The 23,631-nt window shown below is 50.6% G+C and carries 23 protein-coding genes; 3 read left to right on the forward strand and 20 right to left on the reverse strand.

Going from position 1 to position 23,631, the window contains the following annotated elements; genetic code table 11:
* Window positions 1-10: 10 nt before the first annotated feature.
* A complete protein-coding gene (locus P0Y58_22320) occupies window positions 11-1,204 on the reverse strand; it encodes a hypothetical protein (GenBank protein WEK29602.1) in 1,194 nt (397 codons plus the stop codon).
* Window position 1,205: 1 nt separating this feature from the next.
* Window positions 1,206-1,415, reverse strand: coding sequence for a hypothetical protein (locus P0Y58_22325; GenBank protein WEK29603.1), 210 nt, complete (start codon window positions 1,413-1,415; stop codon window positions 1,206-1,208).
* Window positions 1,416-2,160: 745 nt separating this feature from the next.
* Here P0Y58_22325 and P0Y58_22330 point away from each other — a divergent pair.
* Window positions 2,161-2,895, forward strand: a complete 735-nt coding sequence (locus tag P0Y58_22330; GenBank protein ID WEK29604.1) for a hypothetical protein — start codon at window positions 2,161-2,163, stop codon at window positions 2,893-2,895.
* 280 nt (window positions 2,896-3,175) lie between these two features.
* Here P0Y58_22330 and P0Y58_22335 read toward each other — a convergent pair whose 3' ends face one another.
* The gene (locus P0Y58_22335; GenBank protein WEK29605.1) at window positions 3,176-3,403 is read right to left on the reverse strand and encodes a hypothetical protein; all 228 of its coding nucleotides are present in this window, start codon (window positions 3,401-3,403) and stop codon (window positions 3,176-3,178) included.
* A 357-nt stretch (window positions 3,404-3,760) separates the two neighbouring features.
* On the reverse strand, window positions 3,761-4,336 hold the full coding sequence (locus tag P0Y58_22340; GenBank protein ID WEK29606.1) for a toll/interleukin-1 receptor domain-containing protein: 576 nt from the start codon (window positions 4,334-4,336) through the stop codon (window positions 3,761-3,763).
* Window positions 4,337-4,578: 242 nt separating this feature from the next.
* Between P0Y58_22340 and P0Y58_22345 the strand changes: the two genes are divergently transcribed.
* Window positions 4,579-5,067, forward strand: coding sequence for a TIR domain-containing protein (locus P0Y58_22345; protein WEK29607.1), 489 nt, complete (start codon window positions 4,579-4,581; stop codon window positions 5,065-5,067).
* Between the two features lie 151 nt (window positions 5,068-5,218).
* Here P0Y58_22345 and P0Y58_22350 read toward each other — a convergent pair whose 3' ends face one another.
* From P0Y58_22350 to P0Y58_22395, 10 genes are all read right to left on the reverse strand, one after another.
* Window positions 5,219-5,725: a hypothetical protein gene (locus tag P0Y58_22350; protein ID WEK29608.1), complete on the reverse strand. Its 507-nt coding sequence runs from the start codon at window positions 5,723-5,725 to the stop codon at window positions 5,219-5,221.
* Between the two features lie 201 nt (window positions 5,726-5,926).
* Window positions 5,927-7,597, reverse strand: a complete 1,671-nt coding sequence (locus P0Y58_22355; protein ID WEK29609.1) for an ATP-dependent helicase — start codon at window positions 7,595-7,597, stop codon at window positions 5,927-5,929.
* Window positions 7,594-9,549 carry an AAA family ATPase gene (locus tag P0Y58_22360; GenBank protein ID WEK29610.1) on the reverse strand — a complete coding sequence of 652 codons (1,956 nt, stop codon included), beginning with the start codon at window positions 9,547-9,549 and terminating at the stop codon, window positions 7,594-7,596. The genes P0Y58_22355 and P0Y58_22360 overlap by 4 nt, the downstream gene beginning before the upstream one ends.
* 214 nt (window positions 9,550-9,763) lie before the next feature.
* A complete protein-coding gene (locus P0Y58_22365; GenBank protein WEK29611.1) occupies window positions 9,764-10,672 on the reverse strand; it encodes a hypothetical protein in 909 nt (302 codons plus the stop codon).
* A 316-nt stretch (window positions 10,673-10,988) separates the two neighbouring features.
* A complete protein-coding gene (locus P0Y58_22370) occupies window positions 10,989-11,786 on the reverse strand; it encodes a hypothetical protein (GenBank protein ID WEK29612.1) in 798 nt (265 codons plus the stop codon).
* 37 nt (window positions 11,787-11,823) lie between these two features.
* Complete coding sequence (locus P0Y58_22375) at window positions 11,824-12,336, reverse strand: toll/interleukin-1 receptor domain-containing protein (GenBank protein WEK29613.1); 513 nt, start codon at window positions 12,334-12,336, stop codon at window positions 11,824-11,826.
* Window positions 12,337-12,457: 121 nt separating this feature from the next.
* Window positions 12,458-12,865: a hypothetical protein gene (locus P0Y58_22380; GenBank protein ID WEK29614.1), complete on the reverse strand. Its 408-nt coding sequence runs from the start codon at window positions 12,863-12,865 to the stop codon at window positions 12,458-12,460.
* Between the two features lie 9 nt (window positions 12,866-12,874).
* Window positions 12,875-13,627: a hypothetical protein gene (locus P0Y58_22385; protein WEK29615.1), complete on the reverse strand. Its 753-nt coding sequence runs from the start codon at window positions 13,625-13,627 to the stop codon at window positions 12,875-12,877.
* Between the two features lie 3 nt (window positions 13,628-13,630).
* Window positions 13,631-14,251 (reverse strand): hypothetical protein, encoded by a 621-nt coding sequence (locus P0Y58_22390; protein ID WEK29616.1) that lies wholly within the window; start codon window positions 14,249-14,251, stop codon window positions 13,631-13,633.
* Window positions 14,252-14,344: 93 nt separating this feature from the next.
* Window positions 14,345-15,523, reverse strand: coding sequence for a toll/interleukin-1 receptor domain-containing protein (locus P0Y58_22395; GenBank protein WEK29617.1), 1,179 nt, complete (start codon window positions 15,521-15,523; stop codon window positions 14,345-14,347).
* A gap of 615 nt (window positions 15,524-16,138) precedes the next feature.
* On the opposite strand from P0Y58_22395, the gene P0Y58_22400 reads away from it, so the two are divergent.
* The gene (locus P0Y58_22400) at window positions 16,139-16,471 is read left to right on the forward strand and encodes an XRE family transcriptional regulator (GenBank protein WEK29618.1); all 333 of its coding nucleotides are present in this window, start codon (window positions 16,139-16,141) and stop codon (window positions 16,469-16,471) included.
* Window positions 16,472-16,554: 83 nt separating this feature from the next.
* Here the strand turns inward: P0Y58_22400 and P0Y58_22405 are convergent, their stop codons facing one another.
* The 6 genes from P0Y58_22405 to P0Y58_22430 form a co-directional block, all read right to left on the reverse strand.
* Window positions 16,555-16,788 carry a hypothetical protein gene (locus tag P0Y58_22405; protein WEK29619.1) on the reverse strand — a complete coding sequence of 78 codons (234 nt, stop codon included), beginning with the start codon at window positions 16,786-16,788 and terminating at the stop codon, window positions 16,555-16,557.
* A 703-nt stretch (window positions 16,789-17,491) separates the two neighbouring features.
* Window positions 17,492-17,860, reverse strand: a complete 369-nt coding sequence (locus P0Y58_22410) for a DNA binding protein (protein ID WEK29620.1) — start codon at window positions 17,858-17,860, stop codon at window positions 17,492-17,494.
* Window positions 17,861-18,465: 605 nt separating this feature from the next.
* Window positions 18,466-20,055 carry an allantoin permease gene (locus P0Y58_22415; GenBank protein ID WEK29621.1) on the reverse strand — a complete coding sequence of 530 codons (1,590 nt, stop codon included), beginning with the start codon at window positions 20,053-20,055 and terminating at the stop codon, window positions 18,466-18,468.
* A gap of 350 nt (window positions 20,056-20,405) precedes the next feature.
* Window positions 20,406-21,608, reverse strand: a complete 1,203-nt coding sequence (locus P0Y58_22420) for a carbohydrate porin (GenBank protein WEK33381.1) — start codon at window positions 21,606-21,608, stop codon at window positions 20,406-20,408.
* Between the two features lie 224 nt (window positions 21,609-21,832).
* On the reverse strand, window positions 21,833-22,717 hold the full coding sequence (locus P0Y58_22425) for an alpha/beta hydrolase (GenBank protein ID WEK29622.1): 885 nt from the start codon (window positions 22,715-22,717) through the stop codon (window positions 21,833-21,835).
* A gap of 40 nt (window positions 22,718-22,757) precedes the next feature.
* Complete coding sequence (locus P0Y58_22430) at window positions 22,758-23,555, reverse strand: SDR family NAD(P)-dependent oxidoreductase (protein WEK29623.1); 798 nt, start codon at window positions 23,553-23,555, stop codon at window positions 22,758-22,760.
* Between the last annotated feature and the right edge of the window lie 76 nt (window positions 23,556-23,631).

Genomic DNA, 23,631 nt, shown 5'->3' on the forward strand with positions numbered 1-23,631 from the left:
AATTTTCCCTCTATGGATTAGCCTTAGTTCGCGACCTTCTTCTCGAGTGCTGTGCTAGATTTTTTTTCCTAGCTTTTTTGTCTATTTCTGGAATAGCACTATCCATGTAAATCACCCCTTGATGGAATACATCGGTTCGAGCGCGAGACATATTATCTGAGTGATACAGCCTTATATTTCTAATTACACCAAACTCAGTATCAGTTCTCCTGAACAAATTTTCAGCCATCTCAATTGAGCCGTCGATATGCTTACGCCGAGCAGCATACCCCACCCATTTGTCGAGGATTTCAAACTCTTCAGTATCGGGACAAACCTTACTTGGCAACCTACCTAAACGTACATCCAACTCAAATAGAGCAACTCGTCGCAATAAATCTTGCAAGATGGGAGTTAGGTTTTTATCTTGGGCCACCTCAATAGCCACTCTCTGATCGAAACGCTCTCCAGTGGCAATGTCTATGCCGCCGAATTCATTCAAGCAGTGTAGATTGTGGCCAAATCTTGCTAACTCTGAGTAAATCAACAAGTCAACACCAATTAAACTTTCTTCAGCGGCCAAAAATGCTTGGGCTGTTTCGTATTGATCACCATACCGGCAAAGGTAGCCATCACCAAAGTATACAATGTGGCCGGCTTCGTGCCCTACGTTATAAAATTGGCATTTCCATAACCGCCCCTTGACCGCCAAAGGCCGACCAAAATAAACCCTATAACTTTGAGGGGAAAACTTTCTGTCGTCTTGCTCTTCTTGAAAGCGTATAACCACACCCAAATTATAAGCCGCTAAACGAATCGCTCGATAATTCGGGCTAAGCAGAGTTACTACGGTATCATTTATTATAACTCCCTGACTAGAAACTATATTTGGAACAACACCATGACTACTAGCTATGCAAATACCCACTGCCAAGGCGTGCATAAACTCTGCCTCACCGGCCTCAGCACATACAAGCAGCAAGCTATCTAAAGCATTATAGAGCCCCGTCGCTTGCTCGACGTCAGCTCGCGCAATCTCTTTATATAAACTCTCAAAGATATCAAGGTAGTGCAAAAACAGCATGCTATTCGTTGAGGCCAAAGCATCGTAGCCATCGATCCATAAATCTGCACCTATTTTAGATTCAAAAAAAACATTAGGATTATTTAATTCTCCCGACAAATAATTATAATGAGATAGGGCTTTTTCTTTTGACCAAAGCATGTCAATTGTCACCCGGCTGTACAGGTGTATGACCATAGGGGACAAGCCTAGTAGACAGTTCGTCAATGACTTTTGAATTAACCCCCTTTTCTTTCAATATTTTGACTACCTCACCACGCGGCAATCCGTATTTTTTCACCACGTCATAGGCTAGGCCCATCTCAGCTTCCTTACGAGTCAGCTTTTTCGGGGTTTTCTTTTGAGTGGTCATCAATGTAGCCTCTTATGCGATAGGATGATCAGAACTTCTCATTACTGGCTTAGCCCACCACTAACTGACTGTCAAGCAAGCCAGGGTAGTTTTAAGGGTGAATTTCAAGAACTGCTCATTGAGTCAGTGAGTCTCAGCCAAAAGAAATAAGCTTGATGAGAAGCAGCAAAGCGCTATTTATCAATATAATCAAGCAGTTATCCAAAAAGTAATCATTCTTGTCAGCCGATTGGCACTAAACTAAATCCAGATGAGCACAAGCTCTATGACGCACTCTAATGAGCGTGGATCTCGAATCACCGCATTGATTTGCTCGCCAACGCGACAGACTAGGTCATTGAGTGTCTATTGCCAGCCTCAAAGCAGAGCATCACCTGACAGCTCAGTTTACCTATTCGATGTCTAACTGAATCAAGGCGTAAGGCACGTACTGGGGGAGCCCGCCTGAATGATCTTGATAACAATCATGCCCCAAAAAAATCAGCTCGGTTGACAAGTGCAGTGAAGCGTGAGATCTAATTAATGCCGCCCTAATAATCATTAGCTATATAACATATAGCCATTATACGACTAAGCCTGTAGAGTTCGATAGCTAGGACTTATGTAACTACATCTTTTGCTCCTTGGGGACTTTGCATTCTGGGTTTAACGTCTACTATTTTTCAATAGCCAAGCCTCGTCCTCAGGGAGTTTTTCTGAGCCCAGGCTTTTCTCTAGTGGACTTTAATTAAACTACGAGGCGCAGATGAAAAACATCACAGAGTTCCCAGGAAAATCTTCTTTTGATAATCCTAAACAGTTACTCTCAAAAAATTCACAAGAAAGCTACAAACTGGATGGCTACGCCGGATTAGTTATCTGGGACTTGGATCTACATCGTGCACAAGCAAGTGAACGAATCAGCAGCTTTAGCTCCGAACTTATTGTTCCGGAGGCTCCTACTCTACAAGACGCTCAGAAAGTAATTTTTTTGTTTAATGGATTACAAACCAGCCTCAAAAACACAACAGACAAGGCTATTTTGCAGCCTGTGCTTGCTTGGAATAAAGGAGGCTGGACGGTTTCTAGTTGGTATGTAAATGGCGCCCGAGACAAACCTAAGGAAGTAAAGGTAATTTGCAATACTAAGCCAATCCCAGTTACTAGTGGCGATAAGCTAGTGAGCGTGATGACTTCCGAAATCGATACGTATGGATTTTATTACTCTTGTGAATTCGAGAATCTTCCTGGGAGTGGGCTTGAATTAGTTTCACCATTTGATCTGACTCTTTCATTATTAGCGCTTGAAGCGTACGGGGTTACTTCATGCGAATCAATCCCACCAAAAGGCTTGCGCTTCTCCAATGTCAGCCTTACAACTACATCTTCACGAAAACCTTCTTGGGAGGAAAAAACCCCTCCAAGCGGATGTAAAGTTTTTGCGCACATTTCCACCGACACCGACACCGACAACACGGAGGTGACATTTTCCAGTAACTGATCGCACTCAGTGCTTCCAATTGAGTTCTGTCAACCACCGAGGCTTGTGAGGCAGCTAACCTGCCTCACCCAAATATACTTTTTAGGCTTAGGCAAATCTTATCATCATCATGATATGGCGATTACAAGTAAACGGAAGATCTGATTTGCTAGTCGTAGCCTCTAATACGCTATTTTTGGCGACGCCTGTGTAGAACTCATGATCGCGGAGGTGAGCGATTAGCTTGACTCGACGCAGCGGGAGCCTAACGCGAGCAATCGATGGATCAGCACGAGAGGCGTCACGGTGAAATCGACCTCACGAATTCGGTGATTTGCCTCCAGTAGCGAAGCAGCAGATACCCGCTGATGACAACGGCCTCTGGGAACGCGACGTAAGCCACAACAGGGTTCACAAATCTGTCATCGATGCCTAGTACGAGCAGCACTCCCAGGCAGAGGATGATGCACGGTAACAAGACGACAGCGAACACCGTCATAGCCACGCTCACTGAGAAAATCAATTCCATGACCGTCCTGAACACCAGGTGTCGCTCCTTAAATTTGTGCAATCGCTTGGGGGCAGTTCTGGCCGTTACTGCCTCCAAGGGATTTTACAGCGGCACTAGCCCCTTCGGGGATTGACGAGATCGACTGAGCATCAGGAAGGATCGCGCTGGGAGACATACCAGTCAGCGTAGGGCGTTTTGATGACCCGCTGGCGGTTGCGATACTTATTGGCTGAGGTTTGACTGTGATCGGCCGATGTTAATGGAGGCGGAGTCGAGCATCTGGATTGCACCTCATTTCGCTGAAATTGGCCTCCATTGAAGGCCCGCCAAGCTCTCAGTTCGCGGAAGGCCTCCAATAGGGCAGCACTTACAAATTCAGAAGCGCGGCCTGCCAATTCCACTCAGCGGGAACCGGCCAGACTCCTGCAGCATACGCATCGCTTGCTTGAGATCCTTGGCACTTGAACCCACCTCCAGCTCATCCTTTGAGACGACAGGATAAAGACCCAGATACTCCTGCCCATCGAAACTCTGATTAGATGATGCTAGAACTGGGAGGATCCGAACCCTGTTGCGTTTCAAACCATCAAAGAATCCGAGCTCCCAGGGCATCCATTTGGACTTCGTGGCGTTATCTGTAGCGACATAGAACAGTGATTCTGACTGCACCATGCGATGGCGCAATCTGGCTGCCGTGTCCTTGGTAACACGACTGCGGTCGAGCTCAGGATCGTCCACCCAATCCACATACACGCGCTTCCCATTCTCCTCCAGTAATGCTTTGATACCGATTATCAGCTCCGCATCACTGCTGGAATGAGACAAGAAAATGTCGAAGCTCGTTGCTGCCTTGTAGGACTCCAGCGACTCGGTGATGACCGCTTTGATGCTCCGATGGCCATGGGCACGCTTCGCAGCAGCGCGCGCATCCGCCTGAGTGAAAAATGCCATAATCCAGCCTCTTGCCCTTCATTAGGTATCCACTAAAGTGATGCGGACTTTGCCTGCCAGCAGGCCTGACGTCCAGCGGCTTTTGTGCCGCCAACTTCAAGCCTTTTAAGTTCGGCAGATAGGGTTCAGTTCATAACCAGGCCGACCGCTGCTCGCTTGATCTTCCAACAAAAATGTCCGTTTGCCAGCATTTAGGCGCCGGGGTACATTCACTAACCACCTAACTGCGAGGGATGTACCAGATGGCGAGAAACGTATTTTTCAGTTTTCACTTCAACAACGATTTCTGGCGCACCCACCAGATCCGCCAGATGGGCGCGTTGCAAGGCCAGAACGTCTGCCGACCCAACGAGTGGGAAGAGGTCAAGCGCAAAGGTGCAGCATCCATCGAGGCCTGGATCGATGAGAATATGAAAGGCAAAAGCTGCGTCGTGGTTCTCGTCGGCTCCGAGACAGCTCAGCGTCCTTGGGTGCTTAAGGAGATCGTCAAAGGCTGGAATGCTGGCAAGGGCGTTCTCGGTATCCGCATCGACAAGCTTCTCGATACTCAAAGCCAACCATCCAGGCCCGGCCCAAACCCGTTCGATATGATCGACTGCGGCACAGGAAAGCTGTCGAGCCAAGTCGAGCTGATCACGCCGCAAGGATGGGATAGCAAGGCCGTGTACGCCGACATCCATGCCAACATGGAGCGCTGGATCGAAAACTCGATTCGCAAGCGCAACGCCTAGGCCCAGAGCGATCAAGGTTTGCCAGGTGGGCCTCTACAACCATGAGGCCCTTAAGACAGGAAACCTGCTGCAGTGCCTTCGCTCATCTAGGCGTCAGTGTGGTTGTGCGAGATGAGCCATGGGTGATCATGATCGGTCTGAGATATCACACTCATCCCCGACTGAGCTTCAAGGCTCTGGCCCATGCGGCCTTGAAGCCCTTCAAGGACGCCGTCCCATCTGTATATCCAACCCGCATCCGAGCTGCCGTGTCATTCATCATTTGTCGCAATGCTTCCCCATTCTTCGCGACGTTATTGCATGACCCTGGATCTTCCACTGGAGTGAGTCGAACAGCTTTCTTCCCGTCTACCGAAACGCTGCTAAGGTCGTAGTCACGTGATGACCAGTACATCTCACCGACGAACCCAATGGACGGGCTCAGGATCACAAGCCGTTCACCGTAAATGATGAATCCAATGGTCAGATCATTTTTCGGGGCAAAGGGTGATCCAAGCTTCGGCGTATCGTTGAAGCCGATTGTAACGACAACTTTGGTGACAGTGTCCATATCGCCATGAAGCGCCATGACCTTCCAGTCTCCGAATACCTCCCAATCACCAGCGTGGGTGTAGGCCGAGGTCAGCAGAAAACATAAAGCGATAAAGCATTTGTTCATTAGGTAGGCGAGTCATCATAATGGCACTCAGCGGTTGTCTCCGGCCAAGCGTCAGTGTCTTCGGTGGGAAACTTCTTTCTCACGAACCCATCGCATAGTGCTTACGACTCGAAAATTTTAACGACTGACATCACGACGTACTCCGTATATTCTCCAATACGATCTGACTCACAGAGTTCAATTATGCCCTAGTCGATCGGCTCACCCTTCATCTGTTTGCCACTTCTCAACGTAGCCTAAAAACTCTTCATGTGGCCTGCGCACGTTTCTCCAACTGCTTATGTCGGCGAGTTTGTCTCTTGTCTTTGCCGTTGTTACCACAAGACGCCTCTTGGCGCGGGAAATACCCACGAAAAAAGTGCATCGAACTTCATGGGTGTCATTGCCCCAATAGGCCTCTTTCTCCACACCTAGCAATATGACCGAATCAAACTCAAGGCCTTTGCTTTTGTGGACAGTCAAAATTCGGATCGACCGATCATCAGCTAGTTGCGCAAGAGCCTTGAGTAAATCGGGCTCCTGCTCCATTGCCGCGTCAATGTATTTCTTGAGATCGCGGATGATTTCCTTCAAGCGATCACGCGATTCGTAATCATGGGAGAGGCCAGTCAGCATGCTCACACCCACCATTGATAGAAACGTCTTCAGCAGCGTCCACCTCTGAGCATAATTCTTCGCAGCGAGATCCGCTGCGGCAGTCTTCCGCGCCTCCTTGATGAACCGATTCCAATCGTTTCGAACGGAACTACCATGCTCGTCGTCATCAGCCGGAATGATCCGCCGCAGCAACCTCGTCCAGGCTTTCGGCTCACGAGAGCCATAAAGGCACAGCAGAAAATCCACGATGACCAAAGCAATGGGCTCGGTGGTGATGTCCTGCATCTGATTTTCATTACGATGACCGACACCCAAAGCATCAAGCGCTGAGGTTAAGCGGGCGGTGTAGGCCTCAGGGTAGCTTCTAACCAATACTGCAATGTCAGAGGGAGCAACGCCTTCGACGTTGATCCAGGTGTTGATCTGATCGGCAAGGCTGAAGGCCTCGTCGGTGCAGTCCTTGAAAGACTGAAGTAGGATCTCGCCCCCCTCACCGCCCAAGAGCTCTGCGGGCATTTCAGAACCGGGATCGAGCACCTTGATGAGGTCGTTCTGCAGCCTGAGGAGCAGAGGTTGCGAGCGAAAATTGCGGTAGATGTTGAGATGGGTGGCAGAAAAATCCGTTTCAAACTTCCCGAATACGCCGTCAAGCGCGCCGGCCCAGCCCATGATTTTCTGTTTCACATCCCCAACCGCAGTGATCCGACGCGCCGTACCACCAAAAATCTTGCTGACCAGCGCGTACTGCTCATCCGTGCAGTCCTGAAATTCATCGAGAAACACATCACTGTAGGTTTGCCTGATGGCATTCACTGCCATGGGATAGACGTCGAGGATCTTCAGAGCCAACGGGATCAGAAGTCCGAACTCGGTTTGGACAGGGTGTGCCTTCCCTTTGGGCACCACTCGAAAACCCGCGTCTAGCGCATCGTGGCCGGTGAGAACGGGGCGAAATCGTTCAATAATCCGCTTCGCGAAGCCATGGAACGTGTAGCTGTCGAACCGGCTGGCGTAGTCGGGCCCGCATCGCCGCCACACCCGTTCCTTCAGGTTATTGCTCGCGTCCACCTTGAAGGCAATGGCCAATATCCTCTTCGGGTACCGGCATGCCCCCGTGGTCAGCAGGAAGTCAGCGCGCTGGGCGAGCAGTTCAGACTTGCCGGCGCCCGGGCCTGCTGTCAGCGCCACGCACCGTTTGATCTCCCTGACCGCCGCCTCCGCATTTGGCTCCAAAATTATGCCCTCAGAGGGTTTCCAGTCCTCGGAGGAAATCATTCCGAAAGCCCTTCGATCTTGGCGATGACGAAGTCTGCTAGACGATTTAGGGAAGCAGGCATGGCCGCTCGCAGTTGATCATCTGTCAGCTTTGAAAGCGCTTCGATATGCGACTTTGGCTTGCTGTCGAGCTTGAAAAGCTTGTGGTAAGCGATGAAATGCTTGCGTTCTTTGAGAGAGTACTGAAAACGATCATGGTGGCTATCTCCGAGCACTGATTTGACCTGAGGCAGTTTCGGGACAACTAGGTCTTCAGGGGACAACCCATAGGCGTGCGGATAAGCCTTGAGCATCGAAAAGTCCAGATCCATTGGCGCTGAGAAAAACACCCCCAGAGGCTCCAGATCGGCAATGTAGGATACATATTCCGGATTCTTTTCGATCTCTAGAATCTTGATCTTGGAATCGTTCCAATTTGGCAGGTCTTTGAGCTCATCATCTGTCATGTACAGATCACCTGGTCGGTGCTTTTTCATCTCCGTCGCAACGTATTTAATACGTCCCCATCCCCCGCCAAAACGCGCCACATCCAGATCCAACAAAGTGATGTAGGGGATCTGGAGCCCACTGAGCAGCCTCCAAAAGTGATTGATATGGCGACCACCCAGCGGGGTAATGGTGATAGCTGCCTCGTCAACCATCACCCCCTTTGCAGCCAACAGCCGAGGCAGGACTATCTCCTCACTGTCTCCCTCCCCCAGGATGACCAGGCGGGAAAAATAGACCTCCGGATAAGCCTGTACGGCCTCCCTTACAAACTTGTAAGCCTCACCCTTCTTATTGGGTGGCATTCGAATCTTCGTCACCATCGTGCAGCGGGTCTCGTCCAACCTCAGATACCTAATGGCCGAAGGATCTACGCGCCGGAGCATCGAAGGGGCATGAGTCGCTATGAGTGCCTGAGAGTCGGCAAAGTTGGAGTCGCCAACCAACCCTTTGAGGGATGACACGATCCGCCCCAGGTAATGAGGAGAGAGGCTGTTCTCTGGTTCTTCCAAAGCAACGATAGTGAACACCGCAGGGCGCAGCTTTTCAGCGTCAAATGAGTCGTCATTGCCATGCAGCACCGCTCGTCCGACAGCCTGGGACGACAAAACCAACGAAAGGTAAAGCATCGATTTTTGGCCATCACTCAGCCGTGAGAAATCGACCAGTTGCTCACCATGCCCTGGGGAGAACGAAACCGAAAGATGGCGCAGCAGCGACTCGATTTCGTTGGCCATGAAGGTCACGCTCGGCTGCGTGAAAAACTGGCCCTTGTGGAGCTCTTTCCAAGTCTTGGTCAGACCTGCGCTGAGGCTGAGCACCGATTCATTCTGAGTAAGGCTCTGGGAAATATCTGTGGTGAGTTGCTGGATTGTCTCTCGCTGCTCCGACCAGTTCACAGCTCGCAGCAAACGCCCCAGCAAGGCGTTCGCGCCATAGGCGATGTGGTCAGCCGGATCTCGACGAGCCGGAAGGTAGTGAACCTGAATGAAGTTCCGCTCGTCTCTGGGCACCGGAGCGGTGTCGACCGGCTCGTCATCTTCATCCACGTCCAGAACGTACACGAGGCTCTGCTCGATTTCATCGTCAATGCCAATCGTTGCATCAAGGCGGTACCTGACCCGAGGCACACCATCAGGGGTATCGAGGCGCATGTGCCCAAAGTGCGTTGGAATCGTCGGGTGTTCGTTCTCGTCGTCACTGAGTTCGGGGAAGGTGAACTCAGCCTCGATCCAAAGCGCTCGATGGTCTGGAGCGTCCACTTCATCGTGGGGGACGAAAAAATCCGACTTACGTAATCGCCGCTGATTGGGGTCAAACGAAAAGAGGCGACAGAGCGCCTGGAGCGTAGCTGTCTTCCCGGAGCCGTTGGGGCCGATCAGAAATGTGAGGTCGGCCAAATCAACGGTGACTGGTTCCGCACCGAACGACTGAAAACCACAGATGCGAACGAACTGAAGCTTCAAAGTAGAATCCTTTCCATGTGAGGTCAGCGGTGCCGGTGACGATATGCTTCAATGTCAATCCAAACGCTCAATTAGCCCAACCAAAAACACTGAGGACGCGATCGCGCGAGCATTACCGACGCGAATGGCCACATACAACGACCAGTGGCCTCAAGGCCATTACGGCAACTCGGGGTCGAACCGTTGCAAGATATGGCACGAGGTCGAACACCCGCTAAGCGTAGGCGAGCATCTGACGGATCTTACGCCCCCAGGTTTTATCGTGGATGAAACGTTGATGGTCGTGATCACCGTTAATGATCTCGTCCTTGGTCAGAGTCGATAGGACTTCCCAATCTTCACCAAACTTATAGGTTGCGTTATCCAGATGTGAGCTTTCAAGGAGATAAATCCCACGCGTGGAAAAGCCGAAGACGAAGTAGCCTTGGTAGCCCCCTCGGCCCGTCGCAAAGAAATCAGGCTCGAACCGAGTGATCTCCCTTATCCGGTGTTCGATTACCCCCTGCTCTGATGCCCGCAGACCGGCCAGATAGGGTTTTACGATGGCCTCAGCACTCTTCCAAGGGTATTTCCCAGGGGGGAGCAGATCCCATTGCAACTGACGTGCCTGCACCTTAGCGATGCGCTGACGCTCAACGTCGAAAATCTCAAATTCCTGGAAGAATTCGAGCATGAGGTTCGCCAAGTGAATCAGCTCTGCGGGCGGCTCATCGATTTTCAGCCGGCGAGTCACGATGTACTCCTTCCCACCGATCACGCTTAGAGAAAGGTGCTCCATGGGCGGGCGAACAAAGTCAATGGGATACACATCCATTGTTCGAATTTGCACACCGCTATGCTCTTGGCCATGCCAGTCTTTCCAGCTTCGGTATTGCGGAACTGATTTTTTGATCAGCGGGAGATCTCGACGTTTGATCTCCTTGCCCCGAGCATTGAATTCGCTGATTTTTCCAATCACCGCAGGTAGGATCGAATCACCGTCTGTTTCGAGGTGAGCAATAGCCAGCCGCGCCTGAACGTCTTGATCGACTTTGTCTCGCTCGATCACAAACAGCATCTCGTGGGCGCCATGCGAGTGCGCAATGATTCTGTTGACACTATTGATTGACTTGCCTGTAACCATTGCTATCGTCCTTACCATCCGTGAGAGAAATCGAAGGTAGCACACTGCCAGCAGAACTGAAGTGGCTGGGCGATTGGTCGAGAGCGATTTTTCTCAAGCGCAAGCCTTGGGTCGCTCTCACACCTCAGTCTGTAATACAAGGCTTTGCCAAAGGCATAACCGTCATGCACGATGTCGGACTGAGTATGGGCCATTCTGGCGACCTCAAATTGAATTCATCAAGGCACGAAACGCTCTATATCGGGCTTCTTAGTGAGTCCTGCCGCTAACTCCGGAGCGGATCTACCTCAAGCATGAGCATCATTTCACTCACTGCTTAGCGGGATTTTCCCCATTGAGGATTGACAATCAACAACTCAGAATCCAGGACTGTACGAGAAATCAGCGACAACGTTTCCAGCGACGGGCGTGCGCGGATAACCCTGCTGAGCTCCTGGGTGTCGATCTCCTTCAGCCTTGACTGAGTCTTGAGCCGACGCACCTTCGCGCCCTCCACCGCCTCAATAATTTCCTCCCCCAGCCTGACCACTCCCTCGTCATCTAAAGGATCCGTTGAAGGCATGTTGACCTGCCCATTGAGGAACCCACTCAACTTACTGAATTTGACTGAGACTGGATCATCTGAGCAGCGATATGCCGGGCCACGCCGGTTAAATACGACATAATGATTCTCTTCATCTGTAATCTCCCCGATGTCCGAAGGCTTAAATGCCATAGAATTATCGAGGATCGCATCATTCAGATAATGGGCATTTAACTCTGCACACTCATGGAAAATCGGGGCTGTGTAGGCAACAAGATTCCCTTTGCTTTCGAGCTCAAGGAGTAAATTGTGCTGATCTGATCGCTGGAGAGAATGCAGATGCCAGCGATAATACGCCCCACCCATCAGGTCGTGCTCTTTGCAATTTGTCCGCGCCATGTAATGACTCAGCTTAAATTGCAAGAAAATCGGAATACCACCGACAATCTTAACATCATATCCTCCTCCCGCCTGACCTTCAGCGTACAGCGTCGGGAATTGCGGTGCAGCGGCGATCGAGCTTCCCAGCAGCTTCACAACTTCGTTGGTCACTGCATAGCCATAAGAAAACTCGGAGATGTTAGGCGTCATGGATAGTCCTTATCTTAGTTCGTGATCTGCCACGGTTTTAGAGAGACCGTGCGACAACACCGCCGCTTGTTCTTCCGGGATACCAGGCAGCTAGGCTGCCCTGTTGAGACTCATCGATGTGCCGGTAGATATCGACGTACTCATTTCCGTACGTTTTCCCGTGTTCTTTGGTGGGGATCACGAAGATGCTGTCATAGCTCTTTACACCATCAGCGTAACCAATTTCCCACGGGCACCAGCGTGACGCCAAGGCATTGGGGGTTGCTAGGAATAGAAACAGGTCAGCCTCCACAATCCTATTTTTGATCATCCTGGCAGTGTTGCCATTGGTATGCTCTGGCATCTCGCTGTCCATCCAGTCGACGTACAAATGGAGACCTTGGTCTTTGAAGAGTTTCAGCAACCCCTCAACCGCTATTCGATCCTTATGGCTATGACACAAGAACGCTGTTCTGTAGCCAAGCGTACGGGCATTCTGAGAGTTCGAGGCGGTGGTGTAATAACGACTGCGCGAGCCTGCAGATCGTAAGGTACCAAGGTCAAGGGGCATTGCTGGCTATCCTATGGTGTTGCCGACACGGGTCAGCGGTATCTACTCATTTTTTAGAATGGTGGCATTGCTAAGCTGTCCGGATGGCTAGGCTTTACTGATTTCTTAGCCATCCGGATTGCTAAGCTGCCGGTGCCCCTAAGATGCGCGTCGCAGCAAAGATCGAACCGAACACAGAGCCATGAAAAATGATTAGTGTCTTGGAGAAAACGGCCTTGAAGAAGTCCATGTTTCCATTTTTGACTTCAAGCCCCATGGCAAAGTCGACGTTATCCGGCTCAAGCAATCTGATTTTGTCGTAGAGTCGTCGATAGTTACGCTCCAAAGCCAAGAAATAGCCATCCAGACCCCACAACGCTATGGCTGGCACAAAAGCATACTGAGCAAAACCCTTGCTGTCTTGAGCAGCTGCGAGCGCAAAAAGTCCAGAAATCAGCAACACCGACCAGCCTTTGAGGAGGAAGGAGTTCGTGGACAACCGATTGATAACACCCTGGACGAACTCCAGGTGTTTTAGCTTTCTATCCAATTTATAAACTCAATTCTTACTTGCGTGGAGACTTTGAATGGCCTTATTGAACTCGGTTTTACTCTGCCACTCGGGACGTTCTCTCAACCAATTCACAAATCTGGACGAAGACACACTTTTCAAATGCCAGGTAGGTGCTTTATGAAAAACTGGAGCGGTAGCCGACTCCATTGCGGCATCAAAGATAGGCCCTCCCTCCAACTCCCACATCATCTGGCTAAACATCAGCTCCATATGAATCCAAGGAGAGTGGGTCATACTCTCACCCTGAACAGAGTGCTTGACAGAAATAGAGTTGCCCGTATTCAAGAATAAAAGAGTCGAAGACTGCATGATCATTTTTTGCAGAGCTGTCACCAAAGTCATGTAGACATGGGCAGTTGACCCGTTACGGCGCTCGTAATTGTAACTCTCACTCCTACCAACTTTCGAGTAGTTATCGTCGATTACCCTAAGCAGCTCATATACCGAACCCCACACAACGGAATCTACAAAGGCTTCAATGCCTTTCTTCTTCAGCTCATAAGCTAGCTGAATCGCCATATCCTGGTCATCTGAGGAATGAGAGATGAAGACATCGCACTTCACCCTGGGAAACAAGTGCTCAGCGATCAACTCAGCACTGATGCTGCTGCCATCCCTCATCAGGTATTTGCGTAGATCAACTCTCTTGGCTTCTACACTTTGTGTGTGTGCCTCAACGACCGCCTTCGAAACTGCCAAATCATTACGATCTAGGCTCAGATTAAATCCATAATGCATCACTTATACTCCTAGAGAAGGCGTCCCAGAATCACGTCGTTTGGGAACAGTAGGGTGGCGATCCAGCTTATGATGAAGCCCAAGCCCAGCCGAGAATACACGTACATAATCGAGCAATTCATCGTCTTCATTGGCAGGCATGTTCTGAATTTCCGCCGCAGCGCCACCTGGGCTTTTCAACGCAAGAATCTTAGCGTCTGGACAGAGCTTCTTGAAAAGCTCGTACTCCGTCACGATACCTTCTTTACCACCAATAAATACCGCTGCTTCGTAGCGATAAGTGGTAAACATCTGCTCTCTCATGATGGATAGGCTTTGGCCAAGATCATTGCCAATGGGTGTTTCGATGAAATTGGCAAACTTCTTATTATCTTCAGGGATGACGCCCGAAAACTGCTTGCTCTGGAAAATCGTTACCGCGTTCTGATTGGTGATCCCAAGATCTTCGCATACGGCTAGGATCAAAGGCGAAATGGACGGGTGCCCACCGAAAACCAAGTGCTTACGGCCAATCACCGTGAATAGGAATGAGCGCAATGCGGCTTGGATCAGTACCGGATCGCATCTTAGGTAATAGGGACTCTCGATGTTAGGGACGCTGGCGGATAGGAAGATACTGCTCATATATGGTTTCCGATAAATTCTGACTGGTCATGAGTCATCATAGGCTTGATCGACAGGAGCTGGTCAAATCCACAGCTTTCCACGGATCTACGATCAAGCCACGTTATGGGTGTCAGGCCATTCAATGAACTCCGAGCAAGCATCATCGGTTGAGATCAATCGCACCTGATCAGTTACTGACTCGTTCAACCACTCCATATGAGCTCTCCACTTCCGATCCTTGATTCCCACCTGGTTGTAAACAACGGCGACAGGCAGCATATGGAAATCCAAGGTCGCCTCATGCAGCGCATGGCTCGTAGGAACACCCATCTCCGGGTAGGCCACAATCCTTTTACCGGCGACTTTCACGATCACACTCCGCCGTACTGAATAGCCCAAGATTTCCCCGTCGTACTCCTCGATCGAGTTACGAAGCTTACTGACGAGACGGGAATAACGCTGCGCAACGCTTTTCGTACGCAGCATCTCGACCATATCCATGACCTGGGTAAGCTTGGCGTCTACGAGCTGGCCGAAGGAATTCAGGGACTTGCTGGACAGACGGACTTCACCACAGGCCGTTTGCTCTACTTTCGAGCTAACCCCTGGCCAACCTACCCGCAACACGCACAAACCTCGCATAGTGGCCTTCGCGAACTCCTGCTTTGTCCAGCGGCTATCGAAGTATTCCTTTGTATCCAGGTAGACGATCACGTCTGAGTCGCACAGGCGCTGCCACAGCACCTCCTGAAAGTGTTCGCCAGGGAGAATGTCATGCGTGTCGAGAAATACGTCGTATTGACGGGCTGACAGGGCTGCGTAAAGCTGCAGGGCAGCATTGGTCGACTCGACGCGGCGGTAGCTGAGGAAGACCCGGCGCTGTTTAGGAAGCAGCGATGCCCCCTCCAGCAGAGCCATAGCAAGGCTGCCCAAGCCACCTTTCATTTCCAGGCCATTGAGGCCGCCCAGCTTTCCTGGAAACTCAGCTGCGAAATTGTCCTTACAGGTCGCTACGGGGATAAGCGGGACGCGACGCTTGATCAGTTGGCCAACGGCGGCATCGTTATGAGGAGTGCCGCCTCCGTTTGCGCTAAAGCACAAAGCGGCGCTACACCTGTCAACGGCTGGGTCGAAACGAACAAGGTCGCCTTCGAACAAACTCACTTCTTTGCCGAGCTTAAGACCCAGGTCTTTCAAGCGGACTGCGATCTCTTTCTTGAGCTCCTCTGCTAGGCCCCCGGGGACGGTTCCTAGCAGTGCAACGCAATACAGGGGGGCTTGCTCTTCCATGGCGCAGTGCTCGTTTTCGAAGGGGCATTGTAGTGGCAAGAGGCTACCAAAAACAGGGACGATTTGCTGGAGAATCTTAGAGCCGCGAGCCCAGAGCAGCTACCGCAGCTACCAATGGGCATGGCTACTTCAGATCATATGGTGAAGGCTTTTCTTTCACTCAATTTCTCGGCCTCATAGGGGCAATCAAGCCATCCCTCCGTAATAGATCTTGCGCGCCCAGCAGCGAGTTTCTTTTGCCCGAAACTCCTCATCGATTAGGCGCAGCCATAGCCACGATGTTTCATCCGGTCAGTTGATCTCAAACACTCCTGCTCCTGCTGCACACACCCTCATAGAGCGACTGGCCCATACCTATCGAAAAACATGGCATACCTGATACACCGACCACGACAAATCGTTGCCTTTAAGTGTTCCGAGGTTCACGCTCGCCACCATCAAGAGTACAAATGTTCTCCCGCCAAGCTTAGCGAGCTATACTGTACGCATCAACAGTTCTTCGACGGAATGGAGCCCACTCACGCGCCACCTAGCCCAACTGGCAGCGAAGCTTACGAGGTGAACAGCGGTTGCAGTGTCGAGATCACTGAGGAAAGTCATACGGAGGAGCCGTACATGTCACTGAAGTCATCATTCGCCATCGTGCTGCGGACGCTTCGCACCAGGCGAAAAATCTCGCAGCGCGATTTCGGAGATACCAGCCGTACTTTCCTTTCCAAATTGGAAGGTGCCCGATCCAGTCTAACGCTGGAAAAACTCGAACAGGTGAGCCACCGGCTTGAACTGAGCGCATTGACATTGCTGACTCTTACCCTGAGCCAGGAGTCTGGTAGATCTGCAGCGGAACTCATTGACCTCCGCTCAGAAATTGAGAGATTGGAACGCGATGGAGATATGCCGGGCTTGGAACAGTCTGCCCGTGAATCGCGCATACCGCTGGCTTCCTAGGCCTGGCTAGCTCTGATGTGCTCTCCAATAGCCTGAATCACAGTCAGCATTCTTGAGAGTCACCCGCTGGAGCCGGAATGACATCAATCAAGCCTGGGCGTCGCTGGTGATGAGATGGTCGGCCAAGGTTCGTCACTGCACCAGGTTTCTTCAAGGATCGTTCTGAACACGCCGCTGAGTCCAGGGTACCTCCCCGCCCCTTGCAGTTCTTGCACGAGCGCGCGTAGATCCTCAGCCTCTTGGGCTGTCAGGATCAAGTCGCAGTAGTGCAGCCCTTCTGTAGCTTTTGTGAGCTGAGTTTTGTAGTCGTCCTGCATGAAAAGGCCTCCATGTGCGCCGGCGTCTACCCGATTCCCTGCAGGGCAGAAGCACTGTCAAAGCTGTTCGGGATCTATGCGAGCAACCTAATTGCGTTCGTGCGACCCACTTGTTTTCAGCGCCGCCTGCATATCGCAACCTGCCCGGTCTCAGCTCAAAAAATTGGGGGCAGCTCTAAATTTGTGCACGAAGGCAAAGCCAGCCGGCCTGACGGCCGAAGAAAGCGACTTTTTTACCAAGCCTCCCACCCAAAGTCAGGTGATTCAACGCGTGCTGATGATCAAAAAATAGACAGGGATTTCAGAGCGTGAAGGAATGGCAACAGCGGAAGCGGTAGCAGTGAAGCCTGATATGGCGAGGGAGCCCGAGAGCTCGCTGCTTTTTGTTGATTACAAAATATATTCTCCGTCCGTCAAAAAAAATTTTAAAGGGAGTCTTGGAAAAATATTTGCGGACGTCGCCAGTCCATCCCTCCTTCGCTCCTTCGCTCCGGAACAATTCACCCCTGACATCGTCTTCGCTAAGCTACGGAAACTGTCTTGCTCTGCACCTGAGCAACCTTGGCGCTCGCCAGACAGGCAATCCCTGCCTGCAGCAGGTGCCGTGCATCCGAGCCCGTCACCAACCGTCTGGGTTGGGCCTGGACGATCCTCAGGTTGAAAAAAACCTCCGCGTTGCGGAGGTCTTCTCAAACTATCGCTATTACTTGGCTACCCAGCCTTCAACTACTTCGGAGCCGTACTCTGCCTTCCACTCCTTCAAGCCCCGATGATTACCGCCTTTGGTCTCAATAACTTCGCCAGAGTGCGGGTTTTTATAGACCTTAACTTGACGAGCCCGGCGAGGGGCTTTCTCAGCGGTGACGGGAGCGGCGGTACGGCGGCCAGCCTGCGGATCCAGCATAGCAACGATGTCACGAAGGCTATACCCATACTTGGCAAGCAAATCACGCAGCTTTGTCTCGAAGTCAATTTCTTTTAGGAGCTCAGCGGAGCCTTTCATGGCTTCGAGCTCAGCCAGTTGCTGGGCCAGTTTTTGCTCAAGCTGACGGTATTCGGCTAAACGTGACATAGTGGTTCCTCGCTGACTTAGACTTAGCATCCTATACCATCAAGCCAGTTACGTCCTCAACTCTGACGCCTCTAAATCTGCCTTTCCAAACGGGTGACTCTTCGATGCCCCTGCATAAACAGTCGTTGCCGCGCTGTTCATTTACTTCAAACGTGCACGGCGGGATGCCGAAAATGCTGGATTGAGTGCGGTGCCTATGAAATCAAGCTGGACAGCGCCATGGTATTCGCTGGTATCAACACGCAGTCCAGAGACTCGATAATCAACGCGCCTTGATCATTCCAGCCCCTCTGACACCAAAATTTGCGGTTCAATATCCCATAATCATTAAAGTTGCGCTCGATGCTCCATAAGGCAGTCCAGCTAAAAGCCTCGACTTCAGTGTGGCAACCATTTCAGAACTTAAGGTTCATCACACCCACGGTGCTGTTCAAAATTTCGGTCGTGGCTGACGCCTGCAACTCAGGTTTAACTTCTGGCCATACAGGCTATCTTAAAGCGAAACCGGATCACGTAACTAATTATCCTAGCTAGCGCTCTACGCCTTCGGACAGACTTAGATTAATCAAGCAGGGGCTTGAATATCAGGCCCCTACTTTAAAATACTAACTATTTCTTTTATCAAGCACAGCCTGAGAAAGCCCTGCTAGAGATTGTGACTCAGATTGAACAGCTTGCAAAAATACCTGATTGCCCTCAGCACACCCTATGCATATCGCCCGCTGGCTAGCTGAAGGATCAGCATCCATTTCGATGGCACTGTAAGAACGCTCACACACATGACACTTGATGTGCTGATGCCATACATCTGCCACTTCATTTCTAGGCTCAGTGGCCCTACGGAGTTTCTGGCTGTGTACGGACTTTGAAATCAACCAGTAGCTCGCCCCAGCAACAACAGAAATAATTATTGGGGCAAACTCAACATACCAAGTACCTTTGGAACCAAACTCTATCAAGATGATACCTAGTCCGGTAGAAAATAATATAGCCCACGCGCCTGGCATCATCGACTTCACCCTACCTGGACGAAACTCATCGCTGGTTGAATCACGATGAATGGCATAATGAGTCATCAAAATAGCTACCCACGAAGTCACTGCAACACCCTGCCAAGCCAGTGCTTTAAGTAGATAACTGAAGACGTTCGTCAGCATCAATGAATAGACGCAAGCGCCCACGAACAGAACCCATACAGCCCGTGGCAATCTGAGCCTCAAACCCCTGGCCGCAAAACCAGCCATATTCAGTGAAGCCATGTAGTAATTAGCAGTATTGATTCGCGTTTGGCTGATGATAATAAAAATCAGACCAATCACCCCGGATGACTTAAGCACTGCTTCGGCAATCCCTTGCTCGCTTGCTTTCAAGCCAGGGAATACTGTATCCATTATGAATATCCCGGCAACCCCATTTACCACATAAAGCGCAAAATAAAACACTGGGCCAAATGTTACAACACCATGGAACTTAGCATCCTCTGGCTTTCCAAACCGAGAAAATTCTGCCGTCACCATCATATTGACACAGATACCCATGTACACAATAAAAGCCCACAACCAGCCCGGCACTATGGTATCAATTGAGGGCTGGATGAATAAAAAGTTTGTTGAGAATCCAAAACGACTGCCCGCCATCACCACTACGATTAGAAGACCACCGATATATAGAGGAAGCAAAGCACCGTTTAATTTGTCCATCCATGCCTGAACCCCACCTAACACAAGCGGCATCGCATAAACTACCACCAATAAATACCACCATCGAATATCACTGTGCGGTGAAAAGAATTGCTGAAGCGCAACAGCAATAATCGACCCTTCGAAAACCGCGTAGTAAGTCGCAGTAACGGCAAATAGCAGTGACGAAATTACAGCACCGTAATTACCGAATATGCCCCTTGAGAGCAAAGCGACTGAAAGCCCACTATTGATTGACCTCTGGCAGATAATGTAGTTAATTAGGCCATAGAAAAGCACTGATAACCCTATACCAATGATCGCACTCTGCGTCCCCACCGCTTGCGCCACAGCCACACTAATGTAGAGATAAAATAACGCGCTAAGCACAGACCAGGACGCCATTGCCAAGCTCCAGCGCCCCGATCGAGCTGCCAACGGCACAACATGGCGAGAGTAATCTTCGACAGACTGCTCCTTTAAAACGCGCGGATCATCATGATCACTAATTTCCAAGCGACTCCAATTTGGCATTGCACTCCCTCACATTATCAATCATGGTGACTACTAGCAGGAATTTTATAAATTAATCAACCCTCATCCACATGAAACTTCTATGGTGCCCTGAAATGCATCAGAACACCAGGCTCATGACATCCCTAAGCTGACCTTGCTCACATCAGACATGAAAGCTCAGAGGTTTCACCACTGGAAACGTCAAAGCCAGAGGCTACAAGAACGCTAGCCTCTGGCATCGATTAAAACCGAGAGATAATTTTAGACCATGTTTATATCAGCTCATACTCACGACATAGTAACGAGCTAAACTTATAATCTACTCATAGCTTAAGTTACTACGACTCCGATCAGTCCCACCCATATTCAAACTGTACACCAAAGTTTGAACCATGCAGAGCATTACCGAACGCGCCGCTATCCGAAAGCGCCGAGCCCGCCGCTATCTCGTTCGCAGCTCGTTGAGCCGCAGAGTTCCAGCGAGCATAGGTGTAGTACAGACGTACTTCTGGAGTGTCCCAGAAGCCAGGGCCTGATGGTGACCAAGTGGGCGCGATGGTAAACTTGGTCAGCTTTCTGGTGCCTCCTGGCGCAGTCACTTGATCACGACCAAGCTCGACGGCCAGCTTGAAATGCTCTGTAAACCCATAAACTGGTCGAATGCCAACAGAAAGCCAGTTCTGATCTTGATCGTCAGTGCGCTTGTCCTTTTGATAAAGGATATTGAATTGCCCACCAAAGTTTCGTGTCACTTGCCAATCAATAATCTCAACTGCGCGCCAGCTTCGATTACTGGCATCTAGCTCTGGATCCCCCGTGAAACCCAATGCCGTACCGGGCCCCTCACCATATTGAAGAGCAAATTTATTCGTACCTCCGAGGAAGTCAGTTTGCTTATGCTGCATGGCAACTGACCATCCATCGTGCGTATTTTCTCTGCTCGGAGCTCTCAAAAAGCTTACGCCGACCTCTACTTCTCCGCCTGGGTTTGTTTGAAAACCCTCAACGTTGAAATCTTGGCGCGTGATCAGCTCTTTCTGAAAGACATTATCTTCCCGGGAAAATACGTAGCTATATTTGTAATCGCCAAGCTGGACACGATCGAGACCAAAGCCTGTCGCGCTTTGCTCCCAATAGAAGAAGTCCGAAATATTGATATCTCTACGCTTGTAGAACCTTCGACCAGCCCAGAGAGCGCCTCCGTTCAAGGCAGGCATATTGCTCCATTCAATATAAGACTGATTCAACCGGGTATAGCTATCGTCGCCTGAGAACGCGGGCGTATGGTTGTAGTTGGTTTGCGTTTGGAGCATACCATCTACGCTGACAACAGACCCATCGTCTAACGTCAAAACATCCTGACGTAACTCCAACTCAATGTACTGCTCACACTCGTTACCGAGTCGATACTTAGATCGCGCACCTGGGAGCATGAAGCAGCTTTGCTTACCGCCTGATGTAGAACCTCCTACACCACTACGCATGTAACCATTAAACTCAACTGCCGAAGCGTCGACCGGCATCAGAAGCGCAGCCGAAAGCGCTCCACTCATAGAGCCCAACCTCAAAGTTCTCATTTATCACTCCGTTATTATTATTAAGCGATCACTGGAAACAGCTAAAGCAAAGCTTGCTCGCACGACAATACGACCTGACCAAACGCGCCAATACATAGATTGGGATTTTTGCCAGACTATCGACAGCGCAATAAAAAGGCTAGAAACCGATAACCAACCGGTTTCTAGCAAACGAAGAGCGACAACAAAGACTGTGAGTACTACTTGGCGAAATACTTCAGGAGCTCGTGAACCAACTGCTCCGGCTGCTCTTCCGGAATATAATGACCACTCTGAACCATAGTGCCAGTGACATTGGTAGCAATGTTCAGAAGCTCGGTAACAAGATCAGGCATTGATCCCTGATCCGCACGCATGGCCAAGATTGGAACTTGCAACTTACCTTTTTTCACAAGTTCACGATTCTGTTCTGCAGAGACAGACATCGCGCGGTAATAAGCTAACCCACCCTTCAATCCATTAAGTTTGAACGTGCGCAGATATTCTTCGAAATCCTCCTGGGTGAAAATCTGAGGGATTGCGGCCTTACGTTGAAGATACCACTGCAGGTAGATGTGCTCACGCCCTTCAAGCAGCGCTTCAGGCAGGTCGACGAGGTTATGGAAGCCACAGTGCCAGGTGCGCCAAGCCACATTGCCAGCCCACGGCAGGTTATCCGGCAGGCTGATACCTGGGATGCCGCAGTCCAGGATGGCCCATCCAGTCACCTGGTCACCATAATTTGCGCAGTACGGGTAGCTGACCCAGGCGCCAATGTCATGCGTAATCAAGGAGTGCTTATCTACTCCGATTTTGTCCATCATGCCCCGCAACAGCCGAGCAATGTTGGCGGTATCGCAGTTCGCTGGACGATCAGAATCACCCTGGCCAGGTAGGTCAGGCGCGATCACGCGGAAGTGCTTGCCGAGAGCTGGGAGCACCTTCCGCCACGCGTACCAGCTCTGTGGGAAACCACAGACCAGCACCATCACTTCCCCATCTTCCTTGCCGCCACTCACGTAATGCATACGCGTGCCGTCGACGGTCACAAAACCACGCTGAAATCCTTCAATGCCGCAATCCGGCCATTCGCGCTTGCTAAACATCGTGTTCACCCTTGCATGAATCTAATGGATACTCGGTTTGTTAGAACGGATCTCGGGCAGCGGCCAGCCAGCCTCCATCCATTACGTACTCACTACCATGAACGAAATCTGCCTCATCGCCACCGAGGAATGCTGCAAGCTTCGCAATCTCGCCAGGCTGACACCAACGGCGTGCAGGGAATTTCTCAAGGGCGGCCAGCATATCTGGCGAATGAGCGGTTACAGGATCTGCCATTGCAAGAGGAGTAGCAGTTGCACCAGGACAGATTGTGTTTACTCGGATACCACTCGCCCCATATTCAAAGGTCAACTGTCGAGTCAGGCCGATCACCCCATGCTTGGAGGCGGTATAAGCAGTCCCGCCACCCGCAGCACTGAAACCGGAGGTAGAGGAGGTGTTGATGATCGCGCCTTTCTTCTGCTTCAGCATTTGAGGGATGACAGCCCGCGCCATCAAGAAAGGCCCGGTTAGATTGACGGCGATGACTTTATTCCATTCCTCGATGGACACTTCATGCGCTGTTGCATGCCCATCAAGAATACCGGCGTTATTGCAAAGTAGATCGATTCGTCCCCACTTAGCAATTACGGCCTCCACAGCCTCCTGCACACTCACAGGATCGCTGACATCAACGCGGTAAGCAAAACCACGTTCAGTATTCGAAATTTTGGAAACTGATTCTTCTGCGGCTTTCAGATTAATATCAAGTGCAACAACTGATGCTTGGCGGGAGGCAAACTCTTCAACCATCGCCCTCCCCATACCAGAGCCTGCACCAGTAATAATGACTACGCGACCATTGTAATTATTCATATAGTTCTCTTCGTCAAAGTTCATACTGCGTCTTGATATCTGACGCCGCGAGACATCTTGATAATCAGCGAACCACCTGAACGCGTCCAATCGCCATTTA

The sequence above is a fragment of the Candidatus Pseudomonas phytovorans genome, from assembly GCA_029202525.1.
Classification (GTDB): domain Bacteria; phylum Pseudomonadota; class Gammaproteobacteria; order Pseudomonadales; family Pseudomonadaceae; genus Aquipseudomonas; species Aquipseudomonas phytovorans.